The sequence below is a fragment of the [Brevibacterium] flavum genome (genome assembly GCF_019317305.1).
Taxonomy (GTDB): domain Bacteria; phylum Actinomycetota; class Actinomycetes; order Mycobacteriales; family Mycobacteriaceae; genus Corynebacterium; species Corynebacterium glutamicum.
On sequence record NZ_CP079240.1, the window covers coordinates 2,680,705 to 2,695,211 of the forward strand.

Genomic DNA, 14,507 nt, shown 5'->3' on the forward strand with positions numbered 1-14,507 from the left:
TAGCAATGAGAAAGTGCCTCCACCCCAGGTTGGGTGAAGGCACTTTGTGTTTTGCTGAGAAGGTCTCAGGTACTCAAGAGAGCTTAGGAGCGAACCTCTGCAGGCTCAGTTTCTTTCTCAGAGACGGTTGCCTTATCAATAGCAGCGCCACCCTTTTCAGCAGCATCCCACACATCCTGATCCAGAATGCCCTCGCGCTTAGCAACGATCGCAGGAACCAGTGCCTGACCGGTGACGTTGGTTGCGGTACGTCCCATGTCGATGATTGGCTCGATAGCCAGCAGCAGACCAACACCAGCAAGTGGCAGACCCAAGGTGGATAGGGTCAGGGTCAGCATGACGGTTGCGCCAGTGGTGCCTGCAGTAGCAGCAGAGCCCAGGACAGAGACGATCATGATCAGTACGTAATCCATGATGCTCAAGTCAATGCCGTAGAACTGTGCCACGAAGATAGCGGCAACAGCTGGGTAGACAGCAGCGCAGCCGTCCATCTTGCTGGTCGCACCCAGTGGGATAGCAAAGGAAGCGTACGCAGATGGAACACCCAAGGACTGCTCAGTAACGCGCTGGGTAACTGGCATAACGCCCATGGAGGAACGGGTAACAAAGCCAAGGCTTGTGACAGGCCAAACGCGCTTAAAGAATCCAAGAACAGGAATTCCATTGAGCTTCAGCACGACTGGGTAGATAACGAACATGACGATTGCCAGACCAACGTAGATCGCAAGAACAAACTTGCCCAGGGATCCAAGTGCAGACCAACCGTAGGTAGCAACAGCATTACCGATCAGCGCAGCGGAACCAATTGGAGCCAGGCGAATAATCCACCACAACACTATCTGGATGATCTTGAGGAAGGACTCGGTGAACTTCAAGAAAGGCTCAGCGGACTTGCCAGCCTTTAGCGCTGCAACACCAATCGCAATGGAGATCACCAGGATCTGCAGCACGTTGAAGGACAGGTTCACACCAGAGTTCTCACTGTAAGAACCGGAAAGTCCCAGAATGTTTGATGGAATAACGGACTGGATAAAGCCCAGCCAGCTGCCAACACGGGAAGGATCTGCAGCATTAGATGCGTCAACAGTGGATCCAACACCAGGCTGCATAATCAGCGCTACGGCGATACCCGCGAGCACAGAGAAGAATGCAGTAATGGCGAACCACACCAAGGTGGAAACAGCCAGACGAGCAGCGTTAGCTACCTCGCGCAGCTTTGCCACACTGGTAACCACTGCAGCGAACACCAGTGGTGGAACCATTACTTTAAGTAGGGAAACATAAGCAGAACCGACGCCGCCAAGAAGACCGGTAAGCCAGCTTGCTTCACCGTCTGTAGCGCCGCTGTCCATGCCTCGGGCGACAAGGCCGAGAATAAGGCCAAGAATGAGGCCGGCGATAACCTGGGCACCAAAGCCAGTCATCCAGCCGGGAAGGCCGAAGCGGCCCTTCTGTGCGGTGGCGTTAGCCATGGGTAGCACTCCTTGCGTTTAGCGGTTGAATTGAATTCATTAACTGTAACGCTGTAGACAGGAATTTATTGCATTAGTGTGACCAAATTAACCGAAGCTGTCTATAAAGATTAAACAGATCTGTCTATTTTTGCACCATAAAAGCAGGTCAGGGGAATTATGATCAAATAGACCTATAAGTCTAGTTTTCACCCCCGCAACCACGCGCTGACCGAAGACGAGAGAAAACTGTCACGCTCTTCAAAGATAAATATGCTATTGAAGCCCCTTAGAAAAATGCACAAAAAAAATTGGGGCCCTCCAGGAATTCTGGAAAGCCCCAACTGATTAAAATGCCGCGAAACCTAGTCGGTAATCGCATCCAAAGGTGGTGTCCTAGATGCCTTCACTGCAGGCCACAGCGCGGCGATAACACCGACTACAGCGGAACCAACAAGCATCAGTCCGACCTGACCCCACGGGATACTGACCGCAGCATTCAAGCCTTCGCCGGACATCACTGTCACAAAGGCCCAGCCCAAACCAAGACCGATAGCGATACCAATCACGGCACCGTAGATGGCGATCTGAACAGATTCCAAGGTGATCATGGTGCGGACCTGACCACGCTTCACGCCAACTGCGCGGAGCATACCGATCTCCTGGCGACGCTCGATCACGTTCAGCGCCAGTGTGTTGATAATGCCGATGACAGCAACGATGACAGACAGTGCAAGCAGTGCGTACAGAATGTTCATCATGGTGTCGATCATCGCGACTGTTTCACCAGCGAACTCAGTTGCTGATTTCACAGAGATGACAATATAATCAGCGACTGCGTCTTCCAAGTTGGTGCGCAGCTGTTCCTTATCAAAGCCTTCTTCGCCTACCACCAGCATCATCTGTGGCACTGCAGTGTCTGCCGCTGGCGTATCAGCCAAGGAACTTTCGGAAATGATCATGCCTCCGATGGCGTCATTTCCAGTGAAGGTACCGATCAACTCGATATCGCCGATGGTCTGCCCCATTGATTCAAGCTGCAGAGTATCACCCACTGCCCAGCCGTTTTCATCAGCAAACGTCTGGCTAGTCACAACACCTGGGTTACTCAAGTCGAGGGAGCCATCAATGCTTTCTGTGCTGATGACCTTGCTCAAGTCGCCGTCAGCGACAAAGGTGACAGACTGGCCCAACTGGCTGTATGAAGCCTGACCGTTCACCGACGCAGAGTTCATGGAAACGAGCACGACATCGGCAACGCCCTCAGCATCGCGAACATCATTGACAGATTCCTTCGGCATGGTAATGGAGCCGTTGGTTGGTCCCTGCAGGATGTAATCAGCTGTGTACTGCTCCGCCATCATGTCGGAAACTGTGTCCTTCATGGTTGCGGACAGCATGCCAATTGCGGTCACCAAGGCAATGCCCAACGTGAGTGCGAACGCTGTGGTTGCGGTACGGCGAGGGTTGCGCTTGGAGTTGGTCGCAGCAAGGCTTCCAACGCTGCCAAACGGTGCACCGATAACCTTGCCCAGGCCACCCACCACAGGCATGGAGAGCGCCGGTGAGAAGAAGAACGTACCCACGATGACAAACAATGCACCAATGCCCACCAGGATGGAACGAGTGGCGGTGGAGGAATCGGTCATCATTGCACCAGCAATCGCAAAGATGATGCCGAGTGCTAGAACGATGCCACCGGTGATCGTGCGCCCCATCATGGAACGCATAGTGGTGGTTTCCATGTTGCGCATCGCTTCAACAGGCTTAACCTCACCTGCACGACGAGCCGGAGCCCACGCGCTCACAATGGTGACAACGGTGCCCAATACGAGCGCGGTAACCACTGCAGAAGGAGTCAAGCCAACGCTGGATCCCATCGGCATGCCCAGGTTATTGAGGACAGCTGAAATGATCGCTACGAGGCCCATACCACCCAGCACACCAAGAGCAGAGCCGAAGAGGCCAACGATGGTTGCTTCCAGCACCACAGAGCGAGTGATCTGTCCTGGCGCTGCACCCAGGGCTCGCAGGAGAGCGAACTCACGCATGCGCTGAGCCACAATCATGGAGAAGGTATTCGCGATGATGAAGGTACCAACCAGTAGTGCAATGAGACCGAAGGCAACGAGGAAGTACTGCACAAAGCTCAGGGCTTGCGTGATCGTTTCTGTAGCCTGCTCGACTAGCGCTTCACCGGTTTCTACATCAAAGTTTGATCCGAGTTCGGTGGCTAGGGCGTCGACAAGCTCTTGAGGCGTGGTGTCATCTGCAGCCGACAGCGTGACGCTGGGGACGGTAGCCCCGTCGGTGTAGCGCTCCAGGTAGCCAGCTTCCGACATCTGCAGGTTCAGCGCGGTGGCCGAATCCGTCTCAGTGGTGGTCAGGCCTGTGATGGTGACGTTGTAGCGGCCACTGGAGTCCACGACCAAGATCTGGTCCCCTACTCCCAGGCCATTCGCCTCAGCGCCAGCCTTCGAGGCAAGCACCTCTTCGGTGCCAGTCGGCGCCTCACCCTCAGCCAATTCAGGTGCCTGGGCAACCGCGTCGTCCGCGCTGTAATAAATGCTTAACGACGATCCCCCAGTCGTTTGAATCGCCTTGGAATCAGCATCCGCCAGAACGACAGACTGGGAACCGTTGATGTTGAGATGGTTGATGCGGGAATCCTCACGCAAAGATTCAACCGTCTCAACAGGAACACCCTGCACCTCTGATGCACCGTTTGGTGAAACCACCACATCCACGCCATCAAAGCTGCTGGCAATAGCCTCATCAAAAGTCGAGGACAGCGCGTTGGTAAACATCATCGCGCCGGAAACAAAAGACGTACCGAGCACCACGGCCAGAACTGTCAAAAACAGCCTCACCTTGTGCGCGCCAATATTGCGCAGACTAATTCTGCGCATTGTGGAACCGGAATTCATTAGGCAATATCCTCAATTCCGTTCATCGTGGCCAAGATTTCCTCGATGGTGGGATCAAACAACTGGTTCACGATACGACCGTCCGCCAAGAAAATAACACGATCCGCGTAGGACGCCGCCTTGGCATCGTGGGTAACGATCACAACGGTCTGATCATCCTGATCAACTGCGGTGCGCAGGATATCCAGCACTTCCCTTGAAGAGTTCGAATCCAAGTTACCGGTTGGCTCGTCGCCGAAAATGATCTCCGGACGAGACACCAACGCACGAGCACATGCCACACGCTGCTGCTGACCACCAGAGAGCTCTGCAGGACGGTGCTTAAGGCGCTCAGTCAGACCCAGACGAGAGGTAATCTCATCGAACCACGACTGATCAATCTTGCGGCCCGCGATATCGGTAGGCAGCGTAATGTTCTCCGACGCCGTCAGAGTAGGAACCAAGTTGAACGACTGGAAAATGAATCCCAAACGATCACGACGCAAAGAGGTCATCTCTTTGTCCTTCAACCGCGACAGATCCGTATCACCAATGAACGCCGAACCACCAGTCGCAGCATCCAGACCAGCCATGCAGTGCATCAACGTGGACTTACCCGAGCCAGAAGGACCCATGATGGCAGTGAACTTGTTCTTCTCAAACTCCACGTTGACGTGATCCAACGCGGTGACAGTGGTATCACCCTGGCCATACGCCTTGTACAGGTTCACTGCGCGCGCAGCGGCTTCACCAGTCGAGTTATTGACAGGCTGGGAAGAGTCAATGTCAGTCTTCGGCGTAAAAGAAGAGTCCCAATTCTCCTTCGCAACATCGTCCGAATTGTTGGCAGGTGTGCTCGCGGCAGGGTTACTCATGAACTACGATGCTTTCCTTAAATTCAATCTTGAAAACGTCAAGCCATTTTAGAAAAAACAGCCCAGGTACTCCTGCCAGGGTACCGGAGCCAAAGGACATACGAATCAGGGAAGACCCCCAATTAAAAATTTATTTGTCGACCACCATCGATGAGCCAAAACAGCTCTTCATGCTGGCAAAAAGTTTGTGCTTGTCGACGTCAACCCCCAGGCACAGGCTGCCGCGTGCACAGGGGTCTAGAAAGCACAAAAGAGAAGAAGCACGAAACAAACACTGTCTGTTTCATGCTTCTTCTCATATATTGTTAAGTTTTTGGTCGGCGGTAACCTACTCTCCCACACCCTCCCGAGTGCAGTACCAGTGACAAAAATAATAAATGGCACACTATTGAGTTCTCAAACAACATACGCACACCATAAGAGCATCAACATTTTGTTTGTTGGTGTCTTGTTGGCAGCTTGTTCAACGTTACTTCATCTTGTTTACTTTCACCAAATCGGTGTTTGTTGACTTCGATGAAGTGTTGTTGGTTTGTCGAGCGTTTGTTTTCCTAGATCCGCCTCACTGTCCACATAATCTCTTATGTGTTGGGGCGTTGTTGGTCGCGCTGACTGGAATTAATTTACACACCCTGCCCCTGCTCCGCAACCCCGCAGGTCAATCGCCCTTCTTGCAGGGCCACGCCCGGCAAGAATGCGTGGTGAGGGCGTGGGGCGGCGTCGATAAGCGAAAATCTTGAAATATTTAGGTGTGATCTTTTGGGGGGGAGGTATTTAATGATCCTACCAATCCTTTAGTTTCTTCTGTAGAGCGATGTGTGACGCAAGTTTTAAGACTCTAAACCCACGTCACAAGAAATGAGGGGTGCTTTGTTTACTATCACTGGTTTTGCAGATGAGATCGCACATGATCTCGACGAACAGATTTCCTTACTTAATAAACTGAAGATCAACCACGTGGAATTCCGCAGCGCATGGGGAGCCAAAGTTCTCGATCTAACTGAAGAACAGCTCGCGGAAGCTAAAGCCAAGTTGGATGCCGCAGGAATTTCACTTTCAGCCGTTGGATCCGACTTAGGCAAGATCAACATCACCGATCCTTTTGAAGATCACTTGGAGCGCGCACGCCACGGTGTTGAGGTCGCTAAGCTCTTCGGCGCGAAATACATCCGCATGTTCTCCTTCTTTATTTCAGAAGGCGACAACCCTAAAGCTTCCGCGAAGAAGTACTCTCCCGCACCCACGCAATGGTCGAACTCGCAGAAGCCGGCGGCATCACCCTCCTCCACGAAAATGAAAAGGGAATCTACGGCGACTCCCCGCAGCGCATGAAGGATCTGATCACCAGCATCGACTCCCCTAACTACCGCGCAATCTACGACGCAGCTAACTACGTGCAAACCGGATTCAAGCCTTTTGATGAGGCATGGCCGATCGTTAAGGACTACGTCGACTACGTCCACATCAAGGACGCGACCATTCCAGATGCAGAGCACCCCATCGGAATCATCAAGCCAGCAGGACAAGGCGACGGCCAATACCCAGAGCTCCGTGCCGCACTAAACGCCGACGGATACAACGGATTCGTCTCCATCGAGCCTCACCTGGGTGATTTCGATGAATTCGGCAGACTCTGCGGACCTGACCTGTGGACCAGCGCATACGACGCTCTCGCAGGAATCCTGAACAACATCAACGCCGAGTACAACTAAGGACAACTGATAATGACAAATGCTGCAATTGTCGGATGCGGAGACGTCGCAACCGTTCATGCAGAAGCTCTGGAAGCTTTGGCTTCCGATCTTGGTATTAAGTTCGTCGCAGTGGTGGATAAAGGTCTAGAGACTGCTGAGAAATTTGCGACGGGACTTGGAGCTGCTGGCGATTCTTCAGAAAGCAGCGTCAAGGCCCACCGCAGCCTGCCGGCTTTGTTCGCCAAAGAGAAGATCGATGTTCTACACATCACCACTCCCCACGACCAGCACATTGGTTTGGCTCTCGAAGCGCTACACCACGGTGTAAATGTCATCCTGGAAAAGCCGTTGGCTAATGAGTTGGACCAGGCGCAGCGTCTCATCGACTACTTGGATGAAAACCCAGATGGTCCAAAGATTGCTGTCTGCTATCAGAACCGTTACAACGTTTCCTCCCAGGAACTGCGTCGTCTGCTCGATTCAGGTGAGCTTGGTGCCATCAATGGTGCATATTCCTCTGTGGTGTGGACTCGCACCCCGGGTTACTACACCCAGAACCCTTGGCGTGGCCAGCAAGCGCACTCGGGTGGTGGCCTGCTAATGAACCAGGCAATTCACACCCTGGATCTGCTGCAGTGGTTCCTTGGAAAGGCAACAGAAGTCAAGGGTACTGTCTCCACCGATAAGTATGCCGATGTCATCGATGTTGAAGACACCGCACACGCATACATCCGCCACGAGCCCGGAGTTCACACCAGTGAAGTGAATTGAACCATGCTATTGGCGATACATATTACCAATATGCGCTTCTTGCAATCCAGCCCTTCAAGAAGATGCGTAAAACGACAAACCACCAGCGCATAGAGGTAAATCATCGTTCAGGTACCTTCAAAACCTCAGTTATGTAATCGTTCTTAATCAATAAAGAATGAGCTTTGAAGTGAAAGAATCTCACGTCTGATCTCCCCCTGTTAAACGCCAGACGAGCTTCCGCTCTGCACAAGCCCCTAGAAGCCCCGCATAGCCCTAATGTAGAGCTCATGCCCATTTGGAATCACAACACCGCATATCGGCCATGGCTGGTGTCAAAGCTCAAAGGCTCAAGATCGCTTCTCGACGTCGGCTCCGGCGATCACTCCTTCGCCGACCTGGCCGGCCACCAGGTCGCGCATGTCGATGTCGTGGATTCTCTTATTAATACAACCTTTGAAGAATTCCAGCCGACCCAAAGCTACGATGCCATCACGTTCATCGCGTCCCTCCATCACATGAACGCGGAAGAAGCACTTAACAAAGCAGTCCGAATCCTCAATCCTGGCGGCAAGCTCCTCATCGTAGGCCTCGCCAAAAACAAAACCGCCTCCGACTGGATCATCTCCGGACTACAAGCTCTTCTCTCCCGACCAATCAGCCTCATCAATAGAGAACAACAAATCTACCCCTTCCCTACCAAAGAACCCTCAGAGAGCCTCCACGAAATACGACAACTCACCAAGCAGTTCCTCCCTCACCGCCGTATTCGCCGTGGAATCCACTTCCGATACCTCCTCGAGTGGACAAAGCCTTAAACAGCCATAGAAACCAAAAAAGGGAGTGATGAGGACACACAACCATGTATCCTCACCACTCCCTCAACACTTTGTGCTTGTCGACGCCCACCCCCAGGCACAGGCTGCCGCGTGCACAGGGGTCTAGAAAGCACAAAAGAGAAGAAGCACGAAACAAACACTGTCTGTTTCATGCTTCTTCTCATATATTGTTAAGTTTTTGGTCGGCGGTAACCTACTCTCCCACACCCTCCCGAGTGCAGTACCATCAGCGTAACCAGGCTTAGCTTCCGGGTTCGGAAAGGGACCGGGCGTTTCCCTGCTACTATCACCACCGACACAACCACACACCAAACCAACAACACACGTTGCTGGTTGTGCTGTGTCAGACACTGCATAATGGACGCGAACACATATTGTTCTGTTTTCGTTACGTTGCGTTACACCAAACCATATAATGGTTTGTTGTTATCGGTAAATTAGTACCAGTCACCTCCACACCTCACAGTGCTTCCAGATCTGGCCTATCAACCCCATAATCTCTAGGGAACCTCAAAAGAAACCTCATCTCGAAACAGGCTTCCCGCTTAGATGCTTTCAGCGGTTATCCCTCCCGTACGTAGCCAACCAGCCCTGCTCCTGGCGGAACAACTGGCACACCAGAGGTACGTCCGTCCCGGTCCTCTCGTACTAGGGACAGCCTTCCTTCAAGTTTCAACGCGCGCATGGATAGAGACCGAACTGTCTCACGACGTTCTAAACCCAGCTCGCGTGCCGCTTTAATGGGCGAACAGCCCAACCCTTGGGACCTACTCCAGCCCCAGGATGCGACGAGCCGACATCGAGGTGCCAAACCATCCCGTCGATATGGACTCTTGGGGAAGATCAGCCTGTTATCCCCGGGGTACCTTTTATCCGTTGAGCGACACCACAACCACAAGTAGGTGCCGGATCACTAGTCCCGACTTTCGTCCCTGCTCCACCTGTCAGTGTCACAGTCAAGCTCCCTTGTGCACTTACACTCACCACCTGATTACCAACCAAGCTGAGGAAACCTTTGGGCGCCTCCGTTACATTTTAGGAGGCAACCGCCCCAGTTAAACTACCCACCAGGCACTGTCCCCAACCCAGATCATGGGCCAAGGTTAAGACATCCAATCCGATCAGAGTGGTATTTCACCAACGACTCACACACAACTAGCGTCATATGATCAAAGTCTCCCACCTATCCTACACAAACCGAATCAAACACCAATACCAAGCTATAGTGAAGGTCCCGGGGTCTTTTCGTCCTGCGCGTAACGAGCATCTTTACTCGTACTGCAATTTCACCGGGCCTGTGGTTGAGACAGCAGGGAAGTCGTTACGCCATTCGTGCAGGTCGGAACTTACCCGACAAGGAATTTCGCTACCTTAGGATGGTTATAGTTACCACCGCCGTTTACTGGGGCTTAAATTCTCAGCTTCGCAACCAAAAGGTCACTAACCGGTCCTCTTAACCTTCCAGCACCGGGCAGGCGTCAGTCCGTATACATCAACTTAAACGTCTTCGCACGGACCTGTGTTTTTAGTAAACAGTCGCTTCCCTCTATTCTCTGCGACCACAACACGCTCCCAACGAAAAGTTGTTCACACGCCGTGGCCCCCTTCTCCCGAAGTTACGGGGGCATTTTGCCGAGTTCCTTAACCACAGTTCACCCGAACGCCTTAGTATTCTCTACCTGACTACCTGTGTCGGTTTAGGGTACGGGCCGAATATCAACATCGCTAGAGGCTTTTCTCGACAGCACAGGATCACCCACTTCACCCTTTTACGGGCTCCGCATCACGCCTCACACAAAAACAGTGCGGATTTGACCTACACTGCGTGCCACACGCTTACACCACAATCCAATAAGTGGCTGAGCTACCTCCCTGCGTCACCCCATCACTTAGCTACTACCAGATCAGGTCCCACGCAACCACACACCACAAAAAGCAAAACCTTCTCGCGGGTGCTTATGGATGGTTAGTATCACTGATTCACCATGGTCGCTCATACTCGGGTACGGGAATATCAACCCGTTATCCATCGACTACGCCTGTCGGCCTCGCCTTAGGCCCCGACTCACCCTGGGAAGATTAACTTGACCCAGGAACCCTTAGTCATCCGGCGGATACGTTTCTCACGCATCATTCGTTACTCATGCCTGCATTCTCACTCGCACACACTCCACCCAAGGTCACCCCAAAGCTTCAACGCATGCACGACGCTCCCCTACCCAACAATCCAAAAAGATCATTGCCGCGGCTTCGGCGGTGTACTTAAGCCCCACTACATTGTCGGCGCGGAATCACTCGACCAGTGAGCTATTACGCACTCTTTCAAGGATGGCTGCTTCTAAGCCAACCTCCTGGCTGTCTTCGCGACCCCACCTCCTTTTCCACTTAGCACACCCTTAGGGGCCTTAGCCGGCGATCTGGGCTGTTTCCCTCTCGACTACGAAGCTTATCCCCCGCAGTCTCACTGCCGTGCTCTGACTTACCGGCATTCGGAGTTTGGCTGATGTCGCTAAGATGTTGGTCCCGCTAAACCATCCAGTAGCTCTACCTCCGGCAAGAAACACACGACGCTGCACCTAAATGCATTTCGGGGAGAACCAGCTATCACGGAGTTTGATTGGCCTTTCACCCCTACCCACAACTCATCCCCTCAGTTTTCAACCTAAGTGGGTTCGCGCCTCCACAACCTCTTACAGCTGCTTCACACTGGCCATGGGTAGATCACTCCGCTTCGGGTCCAAGACATGCCACTAAAACACCCTCGTTAGGATTCGGTTTCCCTACGGCTACCCCACACGGGTTAACCTCGCGACATGCCGCTGACTCGCAGGCTCATTCTTCAAAAGGCACGCCATCACACCACAAACGGGTGCTCTGACGGATTGACAGCACACGGTTTCAGGTACTATTTCACTCCCCTCCCGGGGTACTTTTCACCATTCCCTCACGGTACTAATCCGCTATCGGTCATATCAAGTATTCAGGCTTACCGGGTGGTCCCGGCTAATTCACAGCAGATTCCACGAGCCCGCTGCTACTCGGGGTATCAACAACCACACACACCACCATGATCTTCGTGTACAGGACTCTCACCTTCTACGGCAGGTGTTTCCACACCACTTCCACTAACCACGCAGCACATGCCCACATCCGGCAGAATATGAACGTTATTGCCCCACAACCACCTACATGCAACCCCTGCCGGGTATCACACACATAAGTTTTAGCCATCATCCACGTTCGCTCGCCACTACTAACGGAATCACAATTGTTTTCTTCTCCTACGGGTACTGAGATGTTTCACTTCCCCGTGTCAACCTCCACACCAGCTATACATTCACTGGCAGGTAACCACACATCACTGCGGCTGGGTTTCCCCATTCGGACATCCTCGGATCAACGCTTAGTTGGCAACTCCCCGAGGCATAACGCAGCCTCTCACGTCCTTCATCGGCTTGATATGCCAAGGCATCCACCGTGTGCCCTACAAAACAACAAACAAAAAACTATAACCCAACCACCAACAAGGACAAGCCTCACCAATGTTTGGGCGCGTTCGGTATCACACAACAAAAAACAAAAAAATAAAGATGCTCGCGTCCACTATACAGTTCTCACACAACACACCACCGACACCACAACCAAAGAACACAAACATTCTCTACCCGTGTTGACGATGCTCGATGTTAGAAACAACCCACACACACCATAAGGTGATGCAAGCGATGTCATTCCAGACACCCAACAGCATGCCACCTATTAATCACAGTATTGACTGTGTTGTTGTCACCCTCAGGGGTCATCTCCACCCGATTAAAAATATGTTGATGGCAACCACATACGGGTTCCAACACCAACAACCACACACACAAACAACTGTTTGCCGGTGGTTAGTAAAGCTCCTTAGAAAGGAGGTGATCCAGCCGCACCTTCCGGTACGGCTACCTTGTTACGACTTCGTCCCAATCGCCGATCCCACCTTCGACAGCTCCCCCTAAAAGGTTGGGCCACTGGCTTCGGGTGTTACCAACTTTCATGACGTGACGGGCGGTGTGTACAAGGCCCGGGAACGTATTCACCGCAGCGTTGCTGATCTGCGATTACTAGCGACTCCGACTTCATGGGGTCGAGTTGCAGACCCCAATCCGAACTGAGGCCGGCTTTAAGAGATTAGCTCCACCTCACGGTGTGGCAACTCGCTGTACCGACCATTGTAGCATGTGTGAAGCCCTGGACATAAGGGGCATGATGATTTGACGTCATCCCCACCTTCCTCCGAGTTAACCCCGGCAGTCTCTCATGAGTACCCACCATAATGTGCTGGCAACATAAGACAAGGGTTGCGCTCGTTGCGGGACTTAACCCAACATCTCACGACACGAGCTGACGACAACCATGCACCACCTGTGAACCGACCACAAGGGAAAACGTATCTCTACGCCGATCCGGTCCATGTCAAGCCCAGGTAAGGTTCTTCGCGTTGCATCGAATTAATCCACATGCTCCATGCTTGTGCGGGCCCCCGTCAATTCCTTTGAGTTTTAGCCTTGCGGCCGTACTCCCCAGGCGGGGCGCTTAATGCGTTAGCTGCGGCACAGAAGTCGTGGAAGACCCCTACACCTAGCGCCCACCGTTTACGGCATGGACTACCAGGGTATCTAATCCTGTTCGCTACCCATGCTTTCGCTCCTCAGCGTCAGTTACTGCCCAGAGACCTGCCTTCGCCATTGGTGTTCCTCCTGATATCTGCGCATTTCACCGCTACACCAGGAATTCCAGTCTCCCCTACAGCACTCAAGTTATGCCCGTATCGCCTGCACGCCCGAAGTTAAGCCCCGGGATTTCACAGACGACGCGACAAACCACCTACGAGCTCTTTACGCCCAGTAATTCCGGACAACGCTCGCACCCTACGTATTACCGCGGCTGCTGGCACGTAGTTAGCCGGTGCTTCTTCTCCAGGTACCGTCACCTAAAAGGCTTCGTCCCTAGCGAAAGGAGTTTACAACCCGAAGGCCGTCATCCCCCACGCGGCGTCGCTGCATCAGGCTTGCGCCCATTGTGCAATATTCCCCACTGCTGCCTCCCGTAGGAGTCTGGGCCGTGTCTCAGTCCCAATGTGGCCGTACACCCTCTCAGGCCGGCTACCCGTCGACGCCTTGGTAGGCCATTACCCCACCAACAAGCTGATAGGCCGCAGGCTCATCCCACACCGCATAAAGCTTTCCACACCACCCCTACGGTGGTGTGAATATTCGGTATTAGACCCAGTTTCCCAGGCTTATCCCAAAGTGTAGGGCAGATCACCCACGTGTTACTCACCCGTTCGCCACTCATCCACCAAATGCAAGCATTTGGTTTCAGCGTTCGACTTGCATGTGTTAAGCACGCCGCCAGCGTTCGTCCTGAGCCAGGATCAAACTCTCCACAAAAAACAATAAAAAAGATTGTTTAGGCCGTGAAAAGCCCAACACCTGACAAAAACAACAACACCCCCACCAACCACACACAAGGTGACAGTTGGAGAATGGGGTGTTACTGGCATTATCAAAAAATAATGATTTAAAAAAACACCACAACCCACATAAGGATCATCGTGTCTTTCATGTGGGCCTGATCCCTTGACGGGGAACAAGCAGACCCACAACATCATGCCAACAATAAGATTATTGTTTACAGTGATGGATAAATATTGGCGATCCACCACCCGGCATGACCCACCACCAAAACCCTCAAGGGGTTAAAAGTGGTAGTGACAAAAATAATAAATGGCACACTATTGAGTTCTCAAACAACATACGCACACCATAAGAGCATCAACATTTTGTTTGTTGGTGTCTTGTTGGCAGCTTGTTCAACGTTACCCTTATCGTTAATCAGAAAGCAACTTGCGTTAATTCCTGAAGAATTTTGGGAGTCTGTCAGCGTTTCAATTTCCCTTGCTGTGAAGCTCGGTTCGTTGCGCTGACTCGAATTAATCTACACAGCCCCT

The 14,507-nt window shown here is 52.5% G+C and carries 7 protein-coding genes and 3 rRNA genes; 4 read left to right on the forward strand and 6 right to left on the reverse strand.

Annotated features, from left to right (window positions below; translation table 11 throughout):
- Positions 1-83: 83 nt before the first annotated feature.
- The 3 genes from KW808_RS13115 to KW808_RS13125 form a co-directional block, all read right to left on the reverse strand.
- Positions 84-1,472: a dicarboxylate/amino acid:cation symporter gene (locus tag KW808_RS13115; RefSeq protein WP_003860250.1), complete on the reverse strand. Its 1,389-nt coding sequence runs from the start codon at positions 1,470-1,472 to the stop codon at positions 84-86.
- 344 nt (positions 1,473-1,816) lie between these two features.
- Positions 1,817-4,378, reverse strand: coding sequence for an ABC transporter permease (locus KW808_RS13120; RefSeq protein ID WP_003860248.1), 2,562 nt, complete (start codon positions 4,376-4,378; stop codon positions 1,817-1,819).
- On the reverse strand, positions 4,378-5,232 hold the full coding sequence (locus tag KW808_RS13125; RefSeq protein WP_003860245.1) for an ABC transporter ATP-binding protein: 855 nt from the start codon (positions 5,230-5,232) through the stop codon (positions 4,378-4,380). The genes KW808_RS13120 and KW808_RS13125 overlap by 1 nt, the downstream gene beginning before the upstream one ends.
- Before the next feature lie 870 nt (positions 5,233-6,102).
- Here KW808_RS13125 and KW808_RS13130 point away from each other — a divergent pair.
- From KW808_RS13130 to KW808_RS13145, 4 genes are all read left to right on the forward strand, one after another.
- Positions 6,103-6,564, forward strand: coding sequence for a sugar phosphate isomerase/epimerase family protein (locus KW808_RS13130; RefSeq protein ID WP_230622997.1), 462 nt, complete (start codon positions 6,103-6,105; stop codon positions 6,562-6,564).
- Positions 6,480-6,944 (forward strand): sugar phosphate isomerase/epimerase family protein, encoded by a 465-nt coding sequence (locus KW808_RS13135; RefSeq protein WP_231640528.1) that lies wholly within the window; start codon positions 6,480-6,482, stop codon positions 6,942-6,944. Before KW808_RS13130 ends, KW808_RS13135 begins: the two co-directional genes overlap by 85 nt.
- Positions 6,945-6,956: 12 nt before the next feature.
- Positions 6,957-7,697 (forward strand): Gfo/Idh/MocA family protein, encoded by a 741-nt coding sequence (locus tag KW808_RS13140; protein WP_003859474.1) that lies wholly within the window; start codon positions 6,957-6,959, stop codon positions 7,695-7,697.
- A gap of 269 nt (positions 7,698-7,966) precedes the next feature.
- Positions 7,967-8,494: a class I SAM-dependent methyltransferase gene (locus KW808_RS13145; protein ID WP_003859472.1), complete on the forward strand. Its 528-nt coding sequence runs from the start codon at positions 7,967-7,969 to the stop codon at positions 8,492-8,494.
- Positions 8,495-8,695: 201 nt separating this feature from the next.
- Here the strand turns inward: KW808_RS13145 and rrf are convergent.
- From rrf to KW808_RS13160, 3 genes are all read right to left on the reverse strand, one after another.
- A 5S ribosomal RNA gene (gene rrf, locus KW808_RS13150) occupies positions 8,696-8,812 on the reverse strand.
- A gap of 120 nt (positions 8,813-8,932) precedes the next feature.
- Positions 8,933-12,014 (reverse strand): 23S ribosomal RNA (locus KW808_RS13155).
- A gap of 408 nt (positions 12,015-12,422) precedes the next feature.
- A 16S ribosomal RNA gene (locus KW808_RS13160) occupies positions 12,423-13,947 on the reverse strand.
- Together the 16S, 23S and 5S rRNA genes form the textbook arrangement of a ribosomal RNA operon.
- Positions 13,948-14,507: the final 560 nt, after the last annotated feature.